Origin of the sequence: Bacillus sp. 16GRE42 (assembly GCF_019837435.1) — a bacterium.
GTDB lineage: Bacteria > Bacillota > Bacilli > Bacillales > Bacillaceae_G > Bacillus_A > Bacillus_A wiedmannii.
This window is the reverse complement of record NZ_JADAXF010000002.1, coordinates 379,789-401,413: the sequence shown is the minus strand read 5'-3', so window position 1 is coordinate 401,413 and position 21,625 is coordinate 379,789. Positions and strand designations below refer to the sequence as shown.

23 protein-coding genes and 2 other annotated features are annotated in these 21,625 nt (G+C 36.8%); of the genes, 17 read left to right on the top strand and 6 right to left on the bottom strand.

Going from position 1 to position 21,625, the window contains the following annotated elements; all coding sequences use genetic code 11:
* Nucleotides 1-79 precede the first annotated feature (79 nt).
* Entirely contained in the window at nt 80-811 is a 732-nt protein-coding gene (locus tag ILS93_RS14385; protein WP_064476793.1) for an alpha/beta hydrolase, read from the bottom strand.
* A gap of 203 nt (nt 812-1,014) precedes the next feature.
* Here ILS93_RS14385 and ILS93_RS14380 point away from each other — a divergent pair, with 203 nt between their 5' ends.
* Nucleotides 1,015-1,926, top strand: coding sequence for a DMT family transporter (locus tag ILS93_RS14380; protein WP_064476792.1), 912 nt, complete (start codon nt 1,015-1,017; stop codon nt 1,924-1,926).
* A 69-nt stretch (nt 1,927-1,995) separates the two neighbouring features.
* A complete protein-coding gene (locus ILS93_RS14375; protein WP_064476791.1) occupies nt 1,996-2,571 on the top strand; it encodes a Crp/Fnr family transcriptional regulator in 576 nt (191 codons plus the stop codon).
* Here ILS93_RS14375 and ILS93_RS14370 read toward each other — a convergent pair.
* Nucleotides 2,561-3,232, bottom strand: coding sequence for a DUF4386 domain-containing protein (locus ILS93_RS14370; RefSeq protein ID WP_088048332.1), 672 nt, complete (start codon nt 3,230-3,232; stop codon nt 2,561-2,563). The two genes, ILS93_RS14375 and ILS93_RS14370, sit on opposite strands and share 11 nt — an antisense overlap.
* A gap of 87 nt (nt 3,233-3,319) precedes the next feature.
* On the opposite strand from ILS93_RS14370, the gene ILS93_RS14365 reads away from it, so the two are divergent.
* Nucleotides 3,320-3,715 carry a PH domain-containing protein gene (locus ILS93_RS14365; RefSeq protein ID WP_088048333.1) on the top strand — a complete coding sequence of 132 codons (396 nt, stop codon included), beginning with the start codon at nt 3,320-3,322 and terminating at the stop codon, nt 3,713-3,715.
* Between the two features lie 24 nt (nt 3,716-3,739).
* Here the strand turns inward: ILS93_RS14365 and ILS93_RS14360 are convergent, their stop codons facing one another.
* Together ILS93_RS14360 and putP are read right to left on the bottom strand one after the other, a co-directional pair.
* Nucleotides 3,740-4,138 (bottom strand): Ig-like domain-containing protein, encoded by a 399-nt coding sequence (locus ILS93_RS14360; protein ID WP_088048334.1) that lies wholly within the window; start codon nt 4,136-4,138, stop codon nt 3,740-3,742.
* A 157-nt stretch (nt 4,139-4,295) separates the two neighbouring features.
* Nucleotides 4,296-5,774 carry a sodium/proline symporter PutP gene (gene putP, locus ILS93_RS14355; RefSeq protein ID WP_048561494.1) on the bottom strand — a complete coding sequence of 493 codons (1,479 nt, stop codon included), beginning with the start codon at nt 5,772-5,774 and terminating at the stop codon, nt 4,296-4,298.
* Nucleotides 5,775-6,080: 306 nt separating this feature from the next.
* Nucleotides 6,081-6,318: a binding site (T-box leader), on the top strand.
* A 42-nt stretch (nt 6,319-6,360) separates the two neighbouring features.
* Nucleotides 6,361-6,604, top strand: a binding site (T-box leader).
* Between the two features lie 52 nt (nt 6,605-6,656).
* Between putP and trpE the strand changes: the two genes are divergently transcribed.
* The 10 genes from trpE (at nt 6,657) to ILS93_RS14305 (ending at nt 15,842) form a co-directional block, all read left to right on the top strand.
* Nucleotides 6,657-8,075, top strand: a complete 1,419-nt coding sequence (gene trpE, locus ILS93_RS14350; RefSeq protein ID WP_222660748.1) for an anthranilate synthase component I — start codon at nt 6,657-6,659, stop codon at nt 8,073-8,075.
* Complete coding sequence (locus ILS93_RS14345; RefSeq protein ID WP_064476786.1) at nt 8,072-8,659, top strand: aminodeoxychorismate/anthranilate synthase component II; 588 nt, start codon at nt 8,072-8,074, stop codon at nt 8,657-8,659. The genes trpE and ILS93_RS14345 overlap by 4 nt, the downstream gene beginning before the upstream one ends.
* Nucleotides 8,656-9,681, top strand: coding sequence for an anthranilate phosphoribosyltransferase (gene trpD, locus ILS93_RS14340; protein ID WP_064476785.1), 1,026 nt, complete (start codon nt 8,656-8,658; stop codon nt 9,679-9,681). Before ILS93_RS14345 ends, trpD begins: the two co-directional genes overlap by 4 nt.
* A gap of 1 nt (nt 9,682) precedes the next feature.
* Nucleotides 9,683-10,444 (top strand): indole-3-glycerol phosphate synthase TrpC, encoded by a 762-nt coding sequence (gene trpC, locus ILS93_RS14335; protein WP_064476784.1) that lies wholly within the window; start codon nt 9,683-9,685, stop codon nt 10,442-10,444.
* Entirely contained in the window at nt 10,441-11,055 is a 615-nt protein-coding gene (locus ILS93_RS14330) for a phosphoribosylanthranilate isomerase (protein WP_064476783.1), read from the top strand. Before trpC ends, ILS93_RS14330 begins: the two co-directional genes overlap by 4 nt.
* Nucleotides 11,052-12,245, top strand: a complete 1,194-nt coding sequence (trpB, locus tag ILS93_RS14325) for a tryptophan synthase subunit beta (RefSeq protein WP_222660746.1) — start codon at nt 11,052-11,054, stop codon at nt 12,243-12,245. The genes ILS93_RS14330 and trpB overlap by 4 nt, the downstream gene beginning before the upstream one ends.
* A gap of 3 nt (nt 12,246-12,248) precedes the next feature.
* Entirely contained in the window at nt 12,249-13,025 is a 777-nt protein-coding gene (gene trpA, locus ILS93_RS14320; RefSeq protein ID WP_222660744.1) for a tryptophan synthase subunit alpha, read from the top strand.
* A 74-nt stretch (nt 13,026-13,099) separates the two neighbouring features.
* Nucleotides 13,100-13,459 (top strand): DUF4029 domain-containing protein, encoded by a 360-nt coding sequence (locus tag ILS93_RS14315; protein ID WP_222660742.1) that lies wholly within the window; start codon nt 13,100-13,102, stop codon nt 13,457-13,459.
* Nucleotides 13,460-13,568: 109 nt separating this feature from the next.
* On the top strand, nt 13,569-15,068 hold the full coding sequence (locus tag ILS93_RS14310; protein ID WP_222660740.1) for an L-lactate permease: 1,500 nt from the start codon (nt 13,569-13,571) through the stop codon (nt 15,066-15,068).
* A gap of 90 nt (nt 15,069-15,158) precedes the next feature.
* Nucleotides 15,159-15,842, top strand: coding sequence for a DUF2278 family protein (locus ILS93_RS14305; RefSeq protein WP_064476779.1), 684 nt, complete (start codon nt 15,159-15,161; stop codon nt 15,840-15,842).
* 14 nt (nt 15,843-15,856) lie between these two features.
* Here the strand turns inward: ILS93_RS14305 and ILS93_RS14300 are convergent, their stop codons facing one another.
* Nucleotides 15,857-16,690 carry a hypothetical protein gene (locus ILS93_RS14300; protein WP_088048338.1) on the bottom strand — a complete coding sequence of 278 codons (834 nt, stop codon included), beginning with the start codon at nt 16,688-16,690 and terminating at the stop codon, nt 15,857-15,859.
* A 196-nt stretch (nt 16,691-16,886) separates the two neighbouring features.
* Here ILS93_RS14300 and ILS93_RS14295 point away from each other — a divergent pair, with 196 nt between their 5' ends.
* Together ILS93_RS14295 and ILS93_RS14290 are read left to right on the top strand one after the other, a co-directional pair.
* Nucleotides 16,887-17,672 (top strand): zinc ribbon domain-containing protein, encoded by a 786-nt coding sequence (locus ILS93_RS14295; RefSeq protein WP_064476777.1) that lies wholly within the window; start codon nt 16,887-16,889, stop codon nt 17,670-17,672.
* A gap of 19 nt (nt 17,673-17,691) precedes the next feature.
* On the top strand, nt 17,692-18,927 hold the full coding sequence (locus ILS93_RS14290) for a TcaA 3rd/4th domain-containing protein (protein WP_064476776.1): 1,236 nt from the start codon (nt 17,692-17,694) through the stop codon (nt 18,925-18,927).
* A 45-nt stretch (nt 18,928-18,972) separates the two neighbouring features.
* Here the strand turns inward: ILS93_RS14290 and ILS93_RS14285 are convergent, their stop codons facing one another.
* Entirely contained in the window at nt 18,973-19,404 is a 432-nt protein-coding gene (locus tag ILS93_RS14285) for a hypothetical protein (protein WP_064476775.1), read from the bottom strand.
* A gap of 199 nt (nt 19,405-19,603) precedes the next feature.
* On the opposite strand from ILS93_RS14285, the gene ILS93_RS14280 reads away from it, so the two are divergent.
* Nucleotides 19,604-20,938 (top strand): FAD-dependent oxidoreductase, encoded by a 1,335-nt coding sequence (locus ILS93_RS14280; RefSeq protein ID WP_222660738.1) that lies wholly within the window; start codon nt 19,604-19,606, stop codon nt 20,936-20,938.
* Between the two features lie 99 nt (nt 20,939-21,037).
* On the top strand, nt 21,038-21,526 hold the full coding sequence (locus tag ILS93_RS14275; protein ID WP_064476773.1) for a GNAT family N-acetyltransferase: 489 nt from the start codon (nt 21,038-21,040) through the stop codon (nt 21,524-21,526).
* Nucleotides 21,527-21,625: the final 99 nt, after the last annotated feature.

Sequence of the window (21,625 nt, the reverse complement as noted above, 5' to 3'; positions counted from 1 at the left end):
CCTTTGTAAGTCTAGTTAGATTTTGAGAAAATAAATCTCTTAATCTATTATATCAAATTATTCTGAATACTGCTCTCTATTATTTCATTGATAGAATATGAGAGAAAGCTTTCGGTAAATCAGTTTGCCAATATTTCCACGTGTGGTTACCTTCAAACTCCTCGTAATGCGTGATGAAATTTCTATCTGTCAGAAGCGTATTGAGCTCACGGTTCGGTTGTACGAAATCAGAAACTTGTCCATCAGTGCGTTTTACGGCTGTTTCTTCTGTCCCAATGACGTGATAAAGGTCTAGCGCCTCCGGATTTTTGAAGTCTTTTGCTAAGCTCATCACTGTTTCATCCACAAATGGTGATTGCATAATGACTTTACCGAATGTATGCGGATACATAAGTGCAGTCATGAAGGAAACTGTCCCGCCAAGAGAATCACCAATTAACACACGACCTTTTCCCATTTGGTAAGTTGGATAATTTTCATCGATATATGGTGCAAGTTCATGAGCAAGGAAACGAATATACGCAGCGTTTTTCACTTCGTTTGGAAAATATTTTTCTTTACGATCGTGTACATTTTTATATGGAATACCGACAATAATTGTACGGTCAATTTCTTCAGTTTCACGAAGGCGCTCAATTACACGGTGCGCTTTACCAAGCTGAAAATAATCTCTACCATCTTGTGCAATTACAACTGTATGTTTGTGCAGTGGTGTGTAATTTACCGGTAAGTAAACAAGAAGTGTAACATCTTCTTGAAGTGATGCGCTATAAAATGAAATTTCTTCAATTCTCCCTATTGTTTGATTCATGTAGATCCCCCTAAATAAAAATTTACTGTAATGATTGTAAGAGCGACGCTTGTAGTGAAAAAGAAAGAAATATTCACTAATAGGTGCTTTCGTTTCTATTTTACCATAATGGTACGAAGAATCTAAAAAATTAGTATTTAAGTTGTGAAAGAAAACGGATATAATGAAGTGGGATTTTTGACAGGTGAGAGGGGAGACGGAATTTGAAACAAGAAAGATCAATCGCACTACCATTAGCAATTTCCATTATAGCCATTTCATTCGCAGCAGTTTTTGTAAAGATGTCCTCAGCACCATCTTCCATATTAAGTATGTATCGATTATGGATTATCGTACTTATTATGCTGCCTATCGTTTGGAAAAAACGGGAAGAGTTTAGTAAGATTCAAATAAAAGATTGGGGATTTTTAATTGGATCTGGTTTCTTTTTAGCGCTGCATTTTCTTTTATGGTTTGAATCTTTAAAGCATACGACAGTTGCTAGTTCGACGATTATTTTAGCGCTTCAACCAATTGTATCTTTAGTTGGAGGTTTTTTCTTATTTAAAGAAAGAACAACATACTCAGCCATTGCAACAATGGGAATTGCAATACTAGGCGTCATGTGTATTGGGTGGGGAGATTTAGGGCTAAGTGAACAAGCAATTTATGGAGATATATTATCCTTTTTAAGTGTCATAGCGGTTGTCGGTTATTTATTTATCGGGCAAACAACAGTAAAGAAAGTATCACACTGGATTTATAGCTTTACAGTTTTTGCATTCGCAGGTATTTTTATGGGGATTTATAATATAGTATTGCAAGTGCCTTTTACAGGTTATACGAAGTGGGACTGGACCGTTTTTCTTTTACTTGCAGTTGTGCCGACAGTGTCACATGTCATTAATAATTGGTTATTAAACTACGTAAATGCAACAACAATTTCAATGAGTATTTTAGGAGAACCCGTTGGAGCATCTATACTAGCGTTCTTCTTACTCGGTGAAAGACTAAATGTAATGCAAATTATCGGTAGCATGCTCGTATTGTTTGGTGTATCTGTTTTCTTACTACAGCAACAAAAACGAACAGCAAAAAATGTAGTAAACGAGCCGGCGTATACACAGGAAATATAATGTTAGAGAAGAAAAGAGAAGTTGTGATACTTCTCTTTTTGTTTTACAGAAATATAGGGGAGGAAGGGAATGGAAGAAATATTAAAGAAGTATATGCAAAACCTTACAACACTAAGTGAAGAAGAGCAACACATGATTCTCAGTGAATTAAAAATTGGAGAATATAAAAAAGGAACAGTGCTCCTAAGGCAAGGAGATGTCCCTTCGAAATGTTATTTTGTATTAAAGGGATGCATTAGGCAACATCGTATAGATGAAACAGGGAAAGAGGTTACATCAAATTTTTATACAGAAGAACAAGCAATCACAAATTTTAATCATCATAAACAAGATAAATCATCCCCGCATACGTTAACGTGCCTAGAAGACTGTCTAGTTGTAATTGGCGACCTGCATAGTGAAAAGGACGTGTATAAGAAATATTCACAATTAGAAGAAATGACACGCCAAATGATTGAATACAATTTCGGTGAGATACAAGAAGAACTTTCATTATTTATTGCATCGACACCAGAAGAGCGCTACAAATCATTATTACAAAAACGACCTCATTTAATCAATCGTGTTCCTCAATATCAATTGGCAAGTTATCTAGGTATTACGCCAGAATCATTAAGTAGAATTAAGAAAAGACTCAAACAGTAGCGTTTTTTCCACCTCTAATCAATAGCCATATACTAAATCCGAGTTCACCTGCAATCATTGGCAGTTGGAACAGTGTTTGTATGATTGAAAACATCGTATCGTATTGTGAAAACATCGTATTCATGACGTGAATTACGATATAACCGATAGACGCGAAGAATAGTAGTATACTAATACATTTCGGTATATGTTTAGCTAGAAAAGCTACATAACCTAAAAAGAAAAGATGTAAGCCGAAAATGATTAATCCTACAGACCAAATGTATTCGAATACACTGAGAGACAACATCACATATGTTTCTGGATTCGCAATCGTACTTTTTGAAAGTAGCAATGCCAATATTAGATTGAATATGGCGATTCCAAGTATCGCTGTATACATAAGACGAAGCAAGGCAGCTAGTAATGAGAGGCTAGTATGAATTGGTTTTAGAAAGAAATAAAGAGCCCACGCGGCGACAATATCAGTAATGAAAATGATAATCCAACCGAAGATTTCCGCTTTGAAAAGTGAATTTGAAGTTTGGATATTATGGAATGTCGCGCTCGCATCTTCTTGTACAACGAGATTTCCATGAACAAAACCGTAAGAAAAAAATGCAATGAATGCCATAACAAGAAGAGAAAAGCCAGCAAATAAAGCATACTTTCGTTCAGTCATAATACGTCCTCCTATTCTAATGTTGTTTTCATTGTAATAGGGAAGAGGAGGAGATTCATTGACTTAAATCAAGAGAGGGGAAGTTTAATGGAATTTCCATCAAAAAAAGATATATGGTTATATCCGATTTTTTTCGTTGTCATTGGAGCGTGTTTTGCTCCTCTATTTGCAGGAAAAGAGTATTTTCTTTTATTTTTTACAATTCCGTTAGCAATATTATTTATGTGGAGTTGGTTTTCGACAAAATACATCGTCGGAGAAGAAACAATTACAATTAGATCAGGTCTCGTTAAAAAACGCATATTTATACGAGATATAAAACAAATTTCAAATACGAAAAATCCAATAGCTGCTCATGCATTGTCATTGGAACGACTTGAAATTGTTTACGGTGCACATAAAACAGAAGTTATTTCTCCTAAAGATAAAGACCAATTCATCAATCTTGTTACAAGTAAAAATTCAAACATTGAAATGAAGTAAAAGAGTGGCTAGGAAGCCACTCTTTTACTTTGGATTTGTCATATAAGGTTGTACATGAATCATACATAGGTCACGGAACTTTCCTTCAGTAGTTGTGACAATTACTACTGCTCTTCCTGCACTTTTTCCAGTAATCGTTACCGTATCACCTTTTGGATACATTGTGATAACATCAGCATTCATATTTGTCCAAATAAGTTCTTTATTCGTCGCTTGCATTGGTAAAACGGAAGCTGATAGCTCAGTGCTTTGTCCAGTTCTTACCTTTAACTTATTTTTTTCCATATGAACACCGATGACTGAAATAACAGAAGGAGCAATTGAAATTTTAGGTGGATTAGGTTGTATGTTCAAACAAGAGGTAGAAGTATTTGTGATAGGTGAAAATTTTCGTGTGTGTTGTCGCTGAAAAGCTGCTAACATGTTGAAGTCCCCTTTCTGTATAAGTGCTGATATTCATACTATAAAGGAGTAGTGTTATGTTAAATTTAACGAAACATAAAGAATTTGTTAAATTTGAGAAGAAGATTGTCGAACTGTAAAAAAGCTCTGCTGTTATCATAACAGCAGAGCTTTCTTTTTATAGATTATGACTATGTTGTTTTTCGAAATCCTCAAATTGCTCTTCAACTTCTTTTGAAGGTTGTGTTAGTAAACTAACAATTACGATTACTAGTAAACTAATAGTGAAACCAGGAATCATTTCATATAAGAATTCTTTTAAGAATTTGAATTGAGTCCAAATAATTACTGTAGCGGCACCAGAAATCATACCAGCAAGTGCGCCCCACTTCGTCATACGTTTCCAATATAAGCTTAATAAAATAGCAGGTCCGAATGAAGAACCAAATCCAGCCCAAGCGTATCCAACAAGAGCTAAAATCGTATCATCTTGTTTAAGTGCTAATGCACATCCAATTAAAGCGATAACAAGAACAGCCATACGACCGACAAATACAAGTTCTTTATCAGAAGCAGAACGTTTAAAGAATGTACGATATAAATCTTCTGTTATAGCACTCGAAGTAACGAGTAACTGAGATGAAATTGTACTCATAACCGCTGCTAAAATAGCTGCTAATAAAAATCCAGTAATAAGTGGATGGAATAAAATAGTGCCAAGTTCAACGAAAATCGTTTCTGGATCAGAAAGTTTTAAACCTGCTTTTGAATAGTATGCAATACCGATAAGGCCAGTAAACATAGCTCCGACAACAGAAAAAATCATCCAGCTCATACCAATACGTCGTGCGCTTTTAATTTCTTTTACAGAAGAAATTGCCATAAAGCGTACGATAATATGTGGTTGTCCAACATAACCAAGGCCCCATGCGAATAATGAAATAATTCCTAATACAGAAGTACCTTTAAAAATATCTAATAATGCCGGATCGATAGATTTAATTGTTTCAAATGCTGGACCAAGTCCATTTACGTGCATAATTGTTACGACTGGAACAAGAATAAGAGCGACTACCATAATGATTCCTTGCACGAAGTCTGTCCAACTTACAGCTAAAAAACCACCAAATAATGTGTAAGCTACGACAACTCCACCAACGATAAGAAGACCAACATGGTAATTGAGTCCAAATGAATTTTCAAATAATACAGCGCCAGAGACAAATCCTGAAGCTACATAAAACGTGAAAAATATCATAATAACAAGTCCAGATACTAGGCGTAGCATATGGGATTTGTCGTGGAAACGGTGTTCCAAAAATTCTGGGATAGTAATAGAGTTGTTTGCAATTTCAGAGTAGGTACGTAAGCGAGGAGCGACATAGATCCAGTTTGCGTATGCGCCTAATGTTAGGCCGATCGCAATCCAACTACTACTTAATCCAACGCTAAACATTGCACCGGGTAATCCCATTAAAAGCCAACCACTCATATCAGCTGCTCCAGCACTTAATGCTGTTACTGCGGGGCCTAGTGTACGCCCGCCAAGCATATAATCTGTTAAGTTGGATGTTCGTTTGTAGGCGAAATAGCCAATTACTAACATCCCGAGCATGTAAATAGAGATAGAAGTTAAAGTTAACATCTGCGTACTCATGTAGTTCCCCTTCCTTTTGTCATGTCTTTTGATGCGTTATGCATATTTATAATCTATCATGATTATTCTGAAAAATCCATACAGAAATATGAATTTTCAGAAATGTAAGCGTTTTTTGACATCATTTTACTTTTTTAATATATAATATTCATGCAAAAAACCTTATTTTTAATAGAGTATTTATTATATTTACATAAAAAGAGGTTGTTTTGTCAATATAATATTGAAAGGAGAGAAAAATAAAATTCTTTTAAAAGTATTGACTTATGAAAAAAGTTAGGTCTATAATGAGTGCAACTTAAAAAAATGCAAGCGTTGATGAAGAAGAGTACACATGATGAACATGTCAGAGAGCTGATGGTTGGTGCGAATCAGTATGGGATTGATGTGGAATGGGCTTCGGAGCTTCCAAACCGAAACGAAAGAAGTAGGCTTTGGCGACATGATCTCATCGATACAAGAGACACGTATTGTTTTTGATACGGTAAAGTGCGTTACATTTGTAACGAATTAAGGTGGCACCACGGGAGTACCCGTCCTTTCTATAGGATGAGTACTCCCTTTTTGTGTACAAAAAATTAAATAAATGAAATCGTTGAAGTAAGAAGAGTACGTATATTGGAGACGTTACAGAGAGCCGGGGATAGGTGGGAGCCCGGTGCGGTGCCATATACGGAATGGGCTTACGAGAGGTATGCTGAACAATTATTTTCAGTAGGCAACCCGGGTTCCGCCGTTACAAGGATAAGGTATATATTTTGTACCTGAATAAAGCGGATGCTTTTGCGTCCAACATGAGGTGGTACCACGGTAAATTTATCGTCCTCTACATATTTTCGATATGTAGAGGACTTTTTTATTTTTCAGATTGAGGTGAAAGGCATGATGACAAAAGAGGAATTTATGAAGCAAAAAGAAAAGGGAAGAACATTTGTAGTAATCGCTGAAGAAGAAGGAGATAGCATTACGCCAATTTCTTTATATAGACGTATGAAGGGAAAGAAAAAGTTTTTATTAGAAAGCTCCCAGCTTCATCAAGATAAAGGACGCTATTCATATTTAGGATGTAACCCGTATGGTGAAGTGAAAAGCGTTGGTACGGAAGTGGAACGAACGATTTATGGCCAAACAGAAAAGCTGCAAGGTAACGTAATACAAGTGTTAGAAGAAGTAATCAAGTCAGCGCAAGTAGACAGTCCATTCCCATTTTGCGGAGGAGCAGTTGGTTATATTGGTTATGACGTCATTCGGCAATATGAAAACATTGGAACAGATTTACACGATCCATTGAATATTCCAGAAGTACACCTTTTACTGTACCGTGAGTTTATCGTGTATGACCACTTACGCCAAAAAATATCATTTGTATATGTATGCAGGGAAGACGATTCAGCTTCTTATGAAGAAGTATATGAAAGGTTGCAAGTATACAAAGAGGAAGTGTTACAGGGAGAAGCAGTGGAAGTAATTCAAATAAGGTCAACATTATCATTCACTTCTTCTATAACGGAAAAAGAGTTTTGTGAGATGGTAGAAACGGCGAAAGAACATATAAGAGCCGGGGACATATTCCAAGTCGTACTGTCACAGCGTTTGCAAAGTGAATGTATTGGTGATCCTTTCGCGCTATACCGAAAACTTCGCATTGCAAACCCGTCACCGTATATGTTTTATATCGATTTTCAAGATTATATTGTACTCGGTTCTTCGCCGGAAAGCTTGTTATCAGTTAGAGAAGATAAGGTGATGACGAATCCAATTGCGGGTACGAGGCCGAGAGGGAAAACAAAGCAGGAAGATGCGGAAATCGAAAAAGAACTGTTAGAAGATGAGAAAGAACGAGCGGAGCACATGATGCTTGTAGATCTTGGGCGAAATGATATTGGCAGAGTGAGCGAAATTGGATCCGTGACGATAGATAAATATATGAAAGTAGAAAAATACTCTCACGTTATGCACATTGTATCTGAAGTTTACGGAATATTGCGAAAACAAATGAGTGGATTTGATGCATTAGCGTATTGCCTACCAGCAGGAACAGTGTCAGGTGCTCCGAAAATTAGAGCGATGGAAATTATAAATGAGCTAGAGAATGAAAAAAGAAATGTATACGCCGGTGCAGTTGGGTATGTTAGTTTTTCTGGAAATCTTGATATGGCACTTGCCATTCGAACGATGGTCGTAAAGGATGAAAAAGCATACGTTCAGGCAGGAGCGGGAATTGTTTATGATTCAGACCCAGTAGCTGAATATGAAGAAACGTTAAATAAGGCGAGAGCGCTATTGGAGGTAATGAAATGATTGTACTAATTGATAATTATGATTCATTCACATATAACTTGTATCAGCTGTTAGGTGAATACGAAGAAGATATTGTAGTCGTAAGAAATAATCAAATAACGATAGAACAGCTAGAAGGGATGAATCCAACAGGAATTGTGCTTTCACCAGGACCAGGAAAACCAGAGGATGCTGGCATTTGTATCGAAGTGATTCGTCATTTTTATAAGAACGTTCCCATACTAGGTATTTGCCTCGGACATCAGGCGATTATATCAGCATTTGGAGGAGAAATTGTTAGAGCGGAGCGCATTAAACATGGAAAAACATCTCGTGTGAAACATAATGGAACGTCAATCTTTTCATACGTGACCCAGCCGCTAACAGCGATGCGCTACCATTCCCTTGTTGCAGCACAAACGAGTTTGCCAGAGTGTTTTGACATACTAGCGACAGCGATGGACGACGGAGAAATTATGGCAGTTCGTCACAATTATTATCCGCTATTCGGATTACAGTTTCATCCAGAATCAATCGCGACAGAAGAAGGCGGAAAGTTAATACGTGCCTTTTTAACAGAAGTGAAGGAGGAGGAAAGAGTATGAATAACTATCTTCGTAAATTAGTGGAGGGACAACATTTAACAGAAGAGGAAATGTATAGAGCAGGGCTTCTTTTATTAAATGAAAACATATTGGAAAGTGAAATTGCAGCCTTCTTAGTATTACTGAAAGCGAAAGGTGAAACAGCAGAAGAAATATACGGCCTTGTTCGAGCTCTTCGCGAAAAGGCATTACCGTTTTCGAACCATATACAAGGAGCAATGGACAATTGCGGAACGGGTGGTGACGGTGCACAAACGTTTAATATTAGTACAACATCGGCATTTGTACTGGCAGGAGCTGGCGTAAAGGTTGCAAAACATGGTAACCGTGCTGTATCTAGTAAAACAGGAAGTGCCGATTTATTAGAAGAACTCGGTGTAAATATTAGCAGTACGCCAAACGAAATTGATTATTTATTAGAGCATGTCGGCATTGCATTTTTATTCGCACCAGCTATGCATCCAGCATTAAGGCGCATTATGAAAATAAGAAAAGAATTAAATGTACCGACGATCTTTAATTTAATTGGCCCTTTAACAAATCCGGTGAATTTAGAAACACAATTTGTCGGCATTTATAAACGAGATATGTTACTACCAGTTGCGCAAGTATTACAGAAACTAGGAAGGAAGCAGGCGCTTGTTGTAAACGGAAGTGGATTTTTAGATGAAGCATCATTGCAAGGAGAAAATCATGTTGTCATTTTAAAAGATAATGAAATAGTAGAAACGAGTATTGAACCCGAGAAATACGGTTTCTCAATAGTGAACAATGAAGAGATTAGAGGCGGGAATTCGAAAGAAAATGCAAAGATTACGCTCGGCGTATTAAGAGGAGAAAAGAGTGTTTACCGCGATACAGTTTTATTCAATGCAGGTCTAGCCCTTTTCGCAAATGGAAAAGCAGAAACGATCGAAGAAGGAATTACACTAGCGGCACATAGCATTGACTCTGGAAAAGCATTAGCCAAACTAAACTTATTAATTGCAGCAAGCAATGAAAAATTAGAAAGGGTGAATTAAAGTGGGGACGATTTTAGACAAAATTGTAGACCAAAAGAAAAAGGAAGTTGCGGCATTATATGAAACGTATACACCATTAAAAGAAATTAGAAAGACACATTCACTTGTAGAAGCGTTACAGCAGTTTACTGTCATTGCAGAAGTAAAGCGAGCATCACCATCAAAAGGAGATATTAATTTACACGTTGATGTACGAAAACAAGTGAAAACATATGAAGAATGCGGCGCAGGAGCAGTTTCTGTTTTAACAGACGGTCAATTTTTTAAAGGATCGTTTCATGATTTACAAACGGCAAGAAGAGAAAGTAACATTCCGCTTTTATGTAAAGATTTCATAATCGATAAGATTCAAATTGATAGAGCGTATGAAGCTGGTGCAGATATTATTTTACTAATCGTAGCGGCGTTAACGAAAGAAAAATTAAAAGAGCTGTACAGCTACGTACTAGAAAAAGGATTAGAAGCGATTGTTGAAGTTCATGATGAACAGGAATTAGAAATTGCAATCCAATTAAATCCGCACGTTATCGGTATTAACAACCGTAATTTAAAAACATTCGAAGTTGATTTAAGCCAAACAGAAAAGCTTGGAAAACGATTAAACGAGGAGAAATTACTTTGGATTAGTGAAAGCGGGATCCATTCAAAGGAAGATATTATCCGTGTTAAAAAAGCGGGAGCAAAAGGTGTATTAGTTGGAGAAGCAATTATGACATCATCTTCTATAAGTACCTTTTTCGAAGACTGTAAGGTGAACATATGAAAGTGAAAATTTGCGGCATCACTGATGTTGAAACAGCAAAGCGTGCTTGTGAATACGGAGCAGATGCACTCGGATTTGTTTTTGCAGAAAGTAAGCGGAAAATCACTCCAGGGCTAGCGAAAGAAATCATTGAGGAGATTCCAGCAAACGTGTTAAAGGTCGGTGTTTTCGTAAATGAATCAGTAGAAGAAATACAGAAAATTGCAGATGAATGCGGGTTAACGCATGTGCAACTACATGGGGATGAAGATAATCACCAAATCAGAAGATTGAATATTCCGTCTATAAAAGCTCTCGGAGTGACTTCGGAGGACGATATGAAAGATGCTCAAACATATGAAACGGATTATATATTGTTTGATAGCCCGAAAGAAAAGTTTCACGGAGGAAATGGAAAGAAATTTTCATGGGAACTACTTGTGCATATGCCAAAAGAGTTGCGAGAGAAAACGATATTAGCTGGTGGATTAAATGCACTTAATATAGAAGAAGCGATTCGAACTATTCAGCCATACATGGTCGATGTAAGTAGCGGAGTAGAGACAGAAGGAAAGAAAGATCTAAAGAAAATAAAACAATTTATTATAAAAGCGAAGGAGTGTTCCAAATGAACTACGCATATCCAGATGAAAAAGGTCACTACGGTATATATGGAGGACGATACGTTCCAGAAACGTTAATGCAATCTGTATTAGAACTAGAAGAAGCGTATAAAGAAGCGATGCAAGATGAAGCGTTTCAAAAGGAATTAAATCATTATTTAAAAACGTACGTTGGAAGAGAAACACCGCTTTATTTCGCTGAAAATATGACGAAGTATTGCGGCGGTGCAAAGATTTATTTAAAACGTGAAGATTTGAACCATACAGGAGCTCATAAAATTAACAATACAATCGGTCAGGCACTACTTGCAGTACGAATGGGCAAGAAAAAAGTTGTCGCTGAAACAGGAGCAGGACAACACGGAGTTGCAACAGCTACTGTATGTGCCCTACTCGGATTAGAATGCGTCATCTTTATGGGAGAAGAAGATGTGAGACGTCAAAAATTAAATGTGTTCCGAATGGAATTACTCGGAGCGAAAGTAGAAAGCGTAGCGGCAGGTAGCCGTACATTAAAAGATGCGGTAAACGAGGCGCTTCGCTACTGGGTTTCACATGTACACGATACACACTACATTATGGGATCCGTTCTTGGACCACATCCATTCCCGCAAATTGTTCGTGATTTCCAAAGTGTAATTGGGAAAGAAACGAAAAAACAATATGAAGCGTTAGAAGGGAAATTACCAGAGGCAGTCGTTGCATGTATTGGTGGTGGTAGTAATGCGATGGGCATGTTTTATCCGTTCTTACACGATGAAGAAGTCGCTCTTTACGGCGTAGAAGCAGCTGGGAAAGGTGTTCATACAGAAAAGCACGCAGCTACTTTAACGAAAGGAAGCGTTGGTGTTTTACACGGATCAATGATGTACCTTCTGCAAAATGAAGAAGGACAAATTCAAGAAGCGCATTCTATTTCAGCGGGACTCGATTATCCAGGTGTTGGGCCAGAACATAGCTTGCTAAAAGATATTGGACGCGTTTCGTATCATTCAATAACAGACGAAGAAGCGTTAGAAGCATTTCAATTATTAACGAAAAAAGAAGGGATTATTCCGGCGTTAGAAAGCTCACATGCTGTCGCATACGCATTAAAATTAGCGCCGCAAATGAAGAAAGACAAAGGACTTGTCATTTGTTTATCTGGTCGCGGGGATAAAGATGTAGAGAGTATAAAACGTTATATGGAAGAGGTGTAAAAAATGGGAGTAGAAAAAATTAAAGCAGCGTTTGAAAATGGTAAGAAAGCATTTATTCCGTACGTAATGGGCGGAGATGGTGGCCTTGAAAAATTAAAAGAAAGAATTTGTTTTCTAGATGAAGCAGGAGCGAGCATCGTTGAAATTGGCATCCCGTTTTCAGATCCAGTCGCAGACGGTCCAACGATTCAAAGAGCAGGGAAACGAGCACTAGATAGCGGTGTAACAGTAAAAGGTATTTTTCAAGCATTGATAGAGGTAAGGAAAGAAGTGCAAATTCTGTTTGTACTCATGACATATTTAAATCCAGTACTCGCATTCGGAAAAGAACGATTCATCGAAAACTGTATAGAAGCAGGTGTAGACGGCATCATCGTTCCAGACTTACCGTATGAAGAGCAAAATATTATTGCTCCGTTACTTCGAGAGGCAAACATTGCGCTAATTCCACTCGTTACCGTAACGAGCCCAATTGAGCGAATCGAAAAAATTACGAGTGAATCAGAAGGATTCGTCTATGCCGTTACAGTAGCAGGCGTAACAGGAGTACGTCAAAACTTTAAAGGTGAGATTCATAGTTACTTAGAAAAAGTAAAATCACATACGCATTTACCGGTAGTGGCAGGGTTCGGTATTTCAACGAAGGAACATGTAGAAGAAATGATTACAATATGTGATGGAGTAGTCGTTGGAAGTAAAGTCATTGAGCTGTTAGAAAATGAAAAGCGAGAAGAAATATGTGAATTAATACAGGCAACAAAACAAAAAGAAGAGGCATAAGTCTCTTCTTTTTGTTTTACGTAATAAATGTTAAAATATACAGAAAATACATATAACTTAGAGGGTGAGAAAGCATGCTAAGACGAAAACTACTATATCTTCTTTTAACTGTACCACTATACGCTTGGCTCATTAGCATGACGAAAATAGAATTGATGGCTCTATTTATAGGATATGTATTTATCTTTTCCAACTTAAATCGCATTCAAGAGCAATCTATTTTAGAAATATGTATATTTTCGATTAGTATAGAACTATTTAGTATCGTTTCGATTGTATTATTAAACGAATTATTTCGATGGATCCATTCATTTGAATTAATGAAATTTGGAAATGTTGTATTGCAAGTAATATGTGCTTATATTGTGTTTGTTTTGTTAGATAAAATAGTCAGACAGCAGAGCGTTTTTCAGGATAAAAGAAAATGGGAGTGAAAGGAGCCATTTGGCTCCTTTTTTGAACCTGTTGTAAAAACAATTGAAAATTATGACATCTGTTATATAATAGTTAAAAATTGTATTTTTAATGAAAAGAGATGATAACATGGCCATATTGTTGGCACTTATCCCAATTATGATGATTTTCATTTGTTTATTTTTATTTAAACAAACGTCATTAAGATCCTCTTTAATTGCTTACGTTGTGTCTGTTGGAATCGTTTTACTCTCGCCAACGTTTCAACTAGGGATAAGTGAAACTGTGCACGCAACGATTAAAGGTTGGTTAATTTGTTTTATTGTTGGGTACGTTTTGTTTTTCGGTATTTTTTTATTTCACCTCATGAACAAAATGGGGTACATCGATCAAGTAGCGCGTTTTTTAGAAGAAGTGACGCACGATCGTTTATTACAAATGCTCCTTATGTGTTTTGGTATTTGTCCGCTAATCGAATCAGTAAGTGGGTTCGGAATTGGCTTCATGGTTGCAGCACCTATCTTTCTATCATTGGGCTATAAACCGTTTCAGGCTGTACTGCTTTCATTTATCGGCTTACTAGCTAGTTCGTGGGGCGCAATGGCAACTGGTACGATTATCGGTTCGCAGCTAATAAATATGCCGCTTACAACACTTGGTGCAAATACGGCACTACTAAGTATTCCGATGTTTGCTTATTTCGTCATTCTTTCTTTACACGTTGTTGGTGGCTGGCGGGCCGTAATTGAAAAGTGGAAAGAAGGATTCGGTTTCTTTCTATTATTTTCTCTCGGAATCTATCTTTCTAACGCATACGTAAGTGTTGAACTAGCAGGTATATTAAGTTCTATCGTTACAATTACATTTGGCTTTCTTATCATTAAATTAAAAGGAAAAAGTGAGCAAAATTTAATAACAGAACATGCTGCAGCAACGGAGATAGAAGTATCTATTATAAAAATTATTAGCCCTTATATATTCTTAACTGTTTGTATTTTGCTTTCTCGCCTCGTACCAGCATTACATGATGTATTCAGATCATATGCCGTTCTTGATTTGAAATCATACTCTTACAAGCTAGAGCTACTATATTCACCAGGATTTTGGCTCGGTATGACATGCTTATTTACTATTATCTTCTTCCGTATTCCATCTCATATTATTAAACAATCACTCTCGCAAACGATAAAACAATGGATTCCTTTTGCGATTACAACGACGATGTTTATCGCCATTTCAGAACTAATGGGTGCATCTGGCATGCATTCATTACTGGCAAAAACAGCTGGTGAAACATTTGGAACGTTTTTCGTTTTCGTTGCCCCGTTTATCGGCGGAATCGGTGGCTTTTTAACAGGTAGTAACGCCGGATCAAATGCGATGTTTATAAAACTACAAATGCAAACTGCGCAAAACGTAGCGCTTCCGTGGCAATACGTCACAACACTGCAAAACACCGCATCGTCAGTAGCGACAATCGCTTGCCCGTCACGGATTACACTAGGGGCGTATTTATGTAACATTCCTTATCGTGAAAATGAATTGTTAAAGAAGACGACGTTAATGATCTTTGGTGCAATTTTGCTAGTAGTGGTAGAGGTTATTGTTTGGTATATGTTGAGAAATTAAAAATCCTCCTAACATAGGAGGATTTTCTTTATGATTGGATAATGTTTTAAATATGAAAAGCTTCTACTAAATGAATAGGAGATGAAATGTATGCCCCTAAAAAACTACGGCGTGTTAAAAGGTACAGTTATACAATCAAAGATTGGAAAAGGGAAAACACCTCATTATCAAGTTCATTTACAAGGTGAAGCAGAAGTAGATTATCGTATTGCAATTAACGTCAAATCGCAAAGTTATCCGTCAGAAGTTTTATATTTTGCGAGCGACAATATTCGGTCAGAAGCAATTAATATTTTACCGACATTACCATTCGGTTTTACAGAAATAAAAAACAATGAACCGAAAGTAGCTTTAGACTACGTAAGAGGTAATGTATTTGAATCGAAACAAATGATTCCTTTACCTGCTGAAAAAGCAGGTGTTGATAATGATTTAAATGAAAAAATAGAACGTTATATAAAACGAGCGATAGAAGAAAAAGCGATTATTTACGCATTTGGTGAAAGATGGGGGCCAGAAGAAAATACACCGGATTCTTACTTCCATTTCGAACCAGGAAACGGTATACACGATATTCATATGAACCAAGGGAATGTAGAGAAATGGAAAGGTGATAATGGTATATGGCAAGACGGAGGTATACTCATTCACTTCGAAAAGGAAGAATCATGGATCGGTATTTTTCTTGCCTTCCAGTCGCAGTCATGGTGTACAGATGAAGATGGGCACGCTCGTGTTCCGGTTGAGCATTGTGATTATAAGAACAATAAGTGATGAGAGGAGGGCGTTCAAAAAGAACGCCCTCCTCTTATTTTATAAAACCCAAAACTAACAAGTGTAGAAAGACAAGAGAACAGTAGTGCCACACTAGAAAATGCGATGAGGTACATATTATACTTTATCACTTTGCCGATTAGCTGGTTACTGTCGTACTGAAATAGTCCTGCGATTATGTTGAATAAAAATAATACGATAAACATGACGATGACACCGTCTATTGATCCTTTAATATCTGGTTTACTTAAAGCGATATGTGCAGAAATACAAATGGCGATAAATAAAAATAGCCAAAAGGAAGGATTCAATAAATTACTTATTGTAAATAAGCTTTTCAATAATACGAACGTCGACAAGAGCATGTTTTGAACCATTTCTATATTAATAGAAGTAGAAGCGATTGTTTTTTCGAGAGTGGTACTAAATAAGAAATATGAATTTGGTACGAAATAGCGCATTAAAAGGATTAGTGCAGTAATACCAGAAATAATAGGACCGATTCCAATGAAGAAGTTCCCAATTCGTTGATATACACTTTTTTGATTGTATTGATGCTGTACGTAGCCTAAAGCACCTTGACTTGTATCTGTTGGGAAAAACTGCGTTGCTACAATTTTATGACGAAATAGTACACACATAATGGCATGTCCAAGTTCATGAATAGGAACACCGATCCACGCCGTTAAAAGGAATCCTTTTCTTCCGAAAGCTCTCGACCAATACATGCGTGTGAGAGATTCTAAATAGCCTAATAGAAATCCAATTACAATGATAACGCCAATTAAAGAAAATAATTGGATTACGCTTGTAAGGAGTATTTGAAAAATTGAGTTTACCAATTCCATTGCCAGTCATCCAATCTGTTAAAAATGTTATTTGTTCTGTTTCATAATAGCATTATTTTTCAAGATTGCTAGCACATATATTTCTTTTGAAAGAAGGATTTCATAATCTTTTTCTTGTAGTCATGTTTTATGTACAAAGTCATATATTGAACTTGTAACACCCTATATGGTATCTGCTTAAGGAGGGAATGAGAGAATGAAATGTCCAGCGTGTCAGACGGAAAATGCAGCAGAGGCAAAATTTTGCGGAAAGTGTGGACATTCGTTGACGGAGGAAGCAGTAGCGAGTGGTGCACAAGAAGAAGGTGAGCAACAAGCACGCGTAGCACCAAAAAAGGAAACTCGACAAAATGAAACAGTAGAGCAAGCGAAGCGGTTTGCAAGTGGCTATTTTCAGTTCTTTAAACATGCTTTCAAAGCACCGACAGCGATTATGAAAAGCGGCAAGGTTGAAGTACGAAATGGAATTGTAAGTCTTGTTCTTATTTGTTTTTTAGGGGCATGTATTTTTTATAGAATGATGAGTGCTGGGGCAGCAGTTACGAGAACGTTAGTGCCAGATGTTTCTACTCTTACATTTTTTGGAGAAGCTGTAACGGTCTTTTTCTTTTTATTGATTTTAACTTTGTTTGTCGGATTTATTATTTTTGTAAGTGGTAAGATGATGAAATCTTCTTTTTCATTTCTTGAAGTATTTGGCGTATGGGGAACGATAGCAACGCCGGCTATCGCTATATTAGTTCTTACTTTTCTTTTTAGTTTTCTATTAATCTTTTTCTTACCAATATTATTATCTGTAGCTACAACTTATATAGGGATTAGTGTAACTGTTGCCATATTAAAATTAGACAACGGCGGATTAGATCTTGTTTACACACTTATTATCGCAAATGTTTTAATTGGAATCGCAACATTCATTGTACTTTGGTCTTACATTAGCACGATAATTCAAACCATTACTCAGGGATTAACTGGCCTCTAAAGAAAAGGTGGTTGAATGGATGAATGTATGTACAAAGTGTGGGACTCATTTTGAAGACGGTGTGCAATTTTGTCAAAACTGCGGTCAGAAGAGGGAAAGTCTTGTAGTAAAGAAGACAATGAGCAGCGGTACAAAATTTGGCATTACACTCTTAACATTACTTGCTGTAGTGATTGTGGGACTGTATTTGTACGGATCATCGTATTATAAGCAGGCGGCACAAGTAGATCGAATGATTACTATTGTACAAGAGAGGGACGGGGAGAAGTTAGCTGAAATCGTCACGGCAGATGATCCATCAGTTATTGCAACGAGAGAGAGTCTAATGCCGCTATTTTCGTATATAAAAGAAAATCCATCTTACTTGAATGAATTGAAAGAACAGTTGAGGATAGGTGAAAAACAAGGGAATGGAATTGAAAGAGCAGACTTTTCGTTAACGAAAGACGGAAAGTATTTCTTTATCTTTGATCGGTATAAATTGAAAGCGAAGACGTATTATACGACGGTGCTTACAAATGAAAAAGGTACATCTTTAAAAATGAACGGAAAAGAAATTGATAAGTCTGATGACAAAAAGTTTGAGAAGCAATATGGACCGTTTCTTCCAGGGGCTCAAGTGTTTCAAGCAGAATATAAAAATGACTATGTAAAACTATCACGTGAAGAAAAGGTTGTACTTATAAAACAAGGTCAAAATAATGTAACGATAGATTTAACGTTGCAAGGGCAATATATTACTGTCCAAACGAATGCACCTGGTGCAACATTGTATGTGAATCAAAAGCCAGTTACAGCTCTGGCTGGAGAAGAAATTAAGTGGGGACCGGTAGCAACTGATGGAAGTACGACGATTTATTTAGAACGAAATGGAGAAAATGGAAGGGAGACGACGAAGGTAGAAACGGTAACGGCACTACCGTCTTATAATCTTCCATTCCACAAGAAGAGTACAGAAAAAACAGTTGTTTATAATGTTACTCCTCCCTCCGCGACTCGGTATGTATATAATGGTTTCATCTTACCGGATAGTGATATTCGAAAACTAACGAGTGCAGACTTAACATATTTATCGAAAGAACAATTGAAAATAGCGAGAAATGAAATATACGCAAGACATGGACACATGTTTCAAACGAAAGATATGCAAGCGTATTTCTCAAAACAGTCTTGGTATAGAGAAAATCCGTATTTTACAGGAAAGCTAACAGATATTGAATCTTATAATGTTGAACTCATCAAATCAAGAGAATAGAACACGTGAAAAAAGGTACAGTGCATAACTGTACCTTTTTTATGGTTATTTATCTGAACCAGGATCCCTTGAGAAAAAGATGTGAAAGAGAAATGTGACTTTGCTTGATCCTCCTGATGTACTAGCTTGTATATGGGATAAAGGACCAGACGTTAGAGCTGCCTCGGAATGGGGTGGCACGACTATTTTGAGCGCATGATCTGATTCTGGTGAGGCAGTAACGGTTATTGTATCATCAGAAAAGTTCATAATTTTAACAGAACCGACTGGAAAGATGGACTTGCCAGCATGTGATGCTGAAGCGAATTGGGTAGCTTTCCAAATATCTTGCGCAAACGTATCATCGTTAGATAACCAAGCACGGGCACTATATATTGTTGCATTAATGGAAAATTCTTGGTCAAGTGAGAGAGCGGGTTTCGGTTCTTTTGGTTCTTGTGGTTCCTCTGGAAGCTGGGCGAGAAGGCCGGCGCACATGTATGTTTCACCTACTTTCAATAGTAACTGTTATAGCATATTAAACATGTTGTTTTTAAGACACGACGATTACCTATTAAGGCATAGGTTCGTGCACCAAATTTGAAGATGGAATTCTCTTTCTTTACAATGGGAGTAGGTGTTATTTCTATAAAATATGGAAAACGTAAAGAGTATGTAAAAAATAAGGAGTGGTAAAGTGAACTATGTCATTATTGGTGGAGATGCAGCTGGTATGAGTGCAGCTATGCAAATTGTTAGAAACGATGAAAATGCAAATGTTGTAACATTAGAAAAAGGTGAAATTTATTCGTACGCGCAGTGTGGATTACCGTATGTCATTAGTGGTGCTATCGCTTCAACAGAAAAATTAATCGCGCGCAATGTAAAGGCGTTTCGTGATAAATACGGAATTGATGCGAAAGTGCGTCATGAAGTAACGAAAGTCGATACGGAAAAGAAAATGGTGTACGCAGAGCATACAGAGACGAAAGATATTTTTCAATTTCCATATGACCGTTTACTAGTTGCAACTGGAGTACGCCCTGTTATGCCGGAATGGGAAGGACGAGATTTACAAGGCGTTCATCTTTTAAAAACAATTCCGGATGCTGAGCGCATATTAAAAACGTTAGAGACGAATAAAGTTGAAGATGTAACGATTATTGGCGGCGGTGCAATTGGACTTGAGATGGCAGAAACATTCGTCGAACTTGGTAAGAAAGTAAGAATGATTGAGAGAAATGATCATATCGGTACAATTTATGATGCAGATATGGCGGAGTATATACATAAAGAAGCAGATAAACATCATATTGAAATTTTAACAAATGAAAATGTAAAAGCGATTAAAGGAAACGAAAGAGTGGAACAAATTGAAACGGATAAAGGTACGTATAAAGCGGATCTTGTTTTAGTATCTGTTGGAGTGAAGCCGAATACTGATTTTCTTGAAGGAACAAATATACGTACAAATCATAAAGGGGCAATCGAAGTAAATACATATATGCAAACGAATGTGCAGGACGTATATGCAGCTGGTGATTGCGCAACACATTACCACGTTATAAAGGAAATTCATGATCATATCCCGCTCGGAACGACTGCAAATAAACAAGGGCGACTTGCTGGACTGAATATGCTTGATAAGCGAAGAGCATTTAAGGGTACGTTAGGTACAGGTATTATTAAATTTATGGATTTGACGCTCGCAAGAACAGGCTTAAATGAAAAAGAAGCAAAAGGGCTACATATCCCATATAAAACAGTCAAAGTAGATTCAACAAATATGGCGGGCTATTATCCAAATGCGAAACCACTTTATTTGAAATTACTATATCGTTCTGACACGAAACAATTATTAGGCGGACAAGTAATTGGAGAAGAAGGTGTAGATAAACGGATTGATGTGATTGCAATGGCGCTTTTCAATAAAATGAGCATTCACGATTTAGAAGATGTCGACTTAAGTTACGCACCACCATATAACAGCGTTTGGGATCCAATTCAGCAAGCGGCAAGACGAGCGGAATAGCACTTTTTAAGTGCTATTTTTTTGCAAAGGTAGGTAAACTTTTTTAGCGAATAATAAAGAGGGAGAAACAGTTACATATAGGGAAGGGGATTATTAAAAATGTTTGTAGCACTTCAAACCGTTCAAGAATCTGAAAAAGAAATATTACGTAATCTGTACGCACTATATCTTCATGATCTCTCTACATTCACTCCTAATATAAAGATTGGGGCAAATGGATTTTTTGAATACGAAGATTTGCACATGTTTTGGGAAAATGACGGAATCACTCCGTATTTTATTAAAAGTGATAATGAGATTGTAGGATTTTTATTACTACTGGAACGTCCTTTTTTGAAGAAGGAAAACGACTTTGGTATAAATGACATTTTCATATTGAATCAGTACAAGGGGAAAGGAATCGGTAAACAAGTTATTGCGAATGTACTAAAAGAGAAACGAGGGCAGTATTTCGTTATCGAACTTGTGAAAAATGTACCAGCTGTTTCTTTTTGGAAGAAAGTATATAGGGAGCTAAACATCACATTTGATGAGAAAACACAGTTAATTGATGATGAAGAATGTCTCGTTCAAACGTTTAAAATATAATGAAATCGATGCTCCTAGTATATTACTTTGAAATTTAACTTTATTTTGAATATACCGTTCACCCTTGAAAACATAGTACTTATCGCTTATATTTTCATA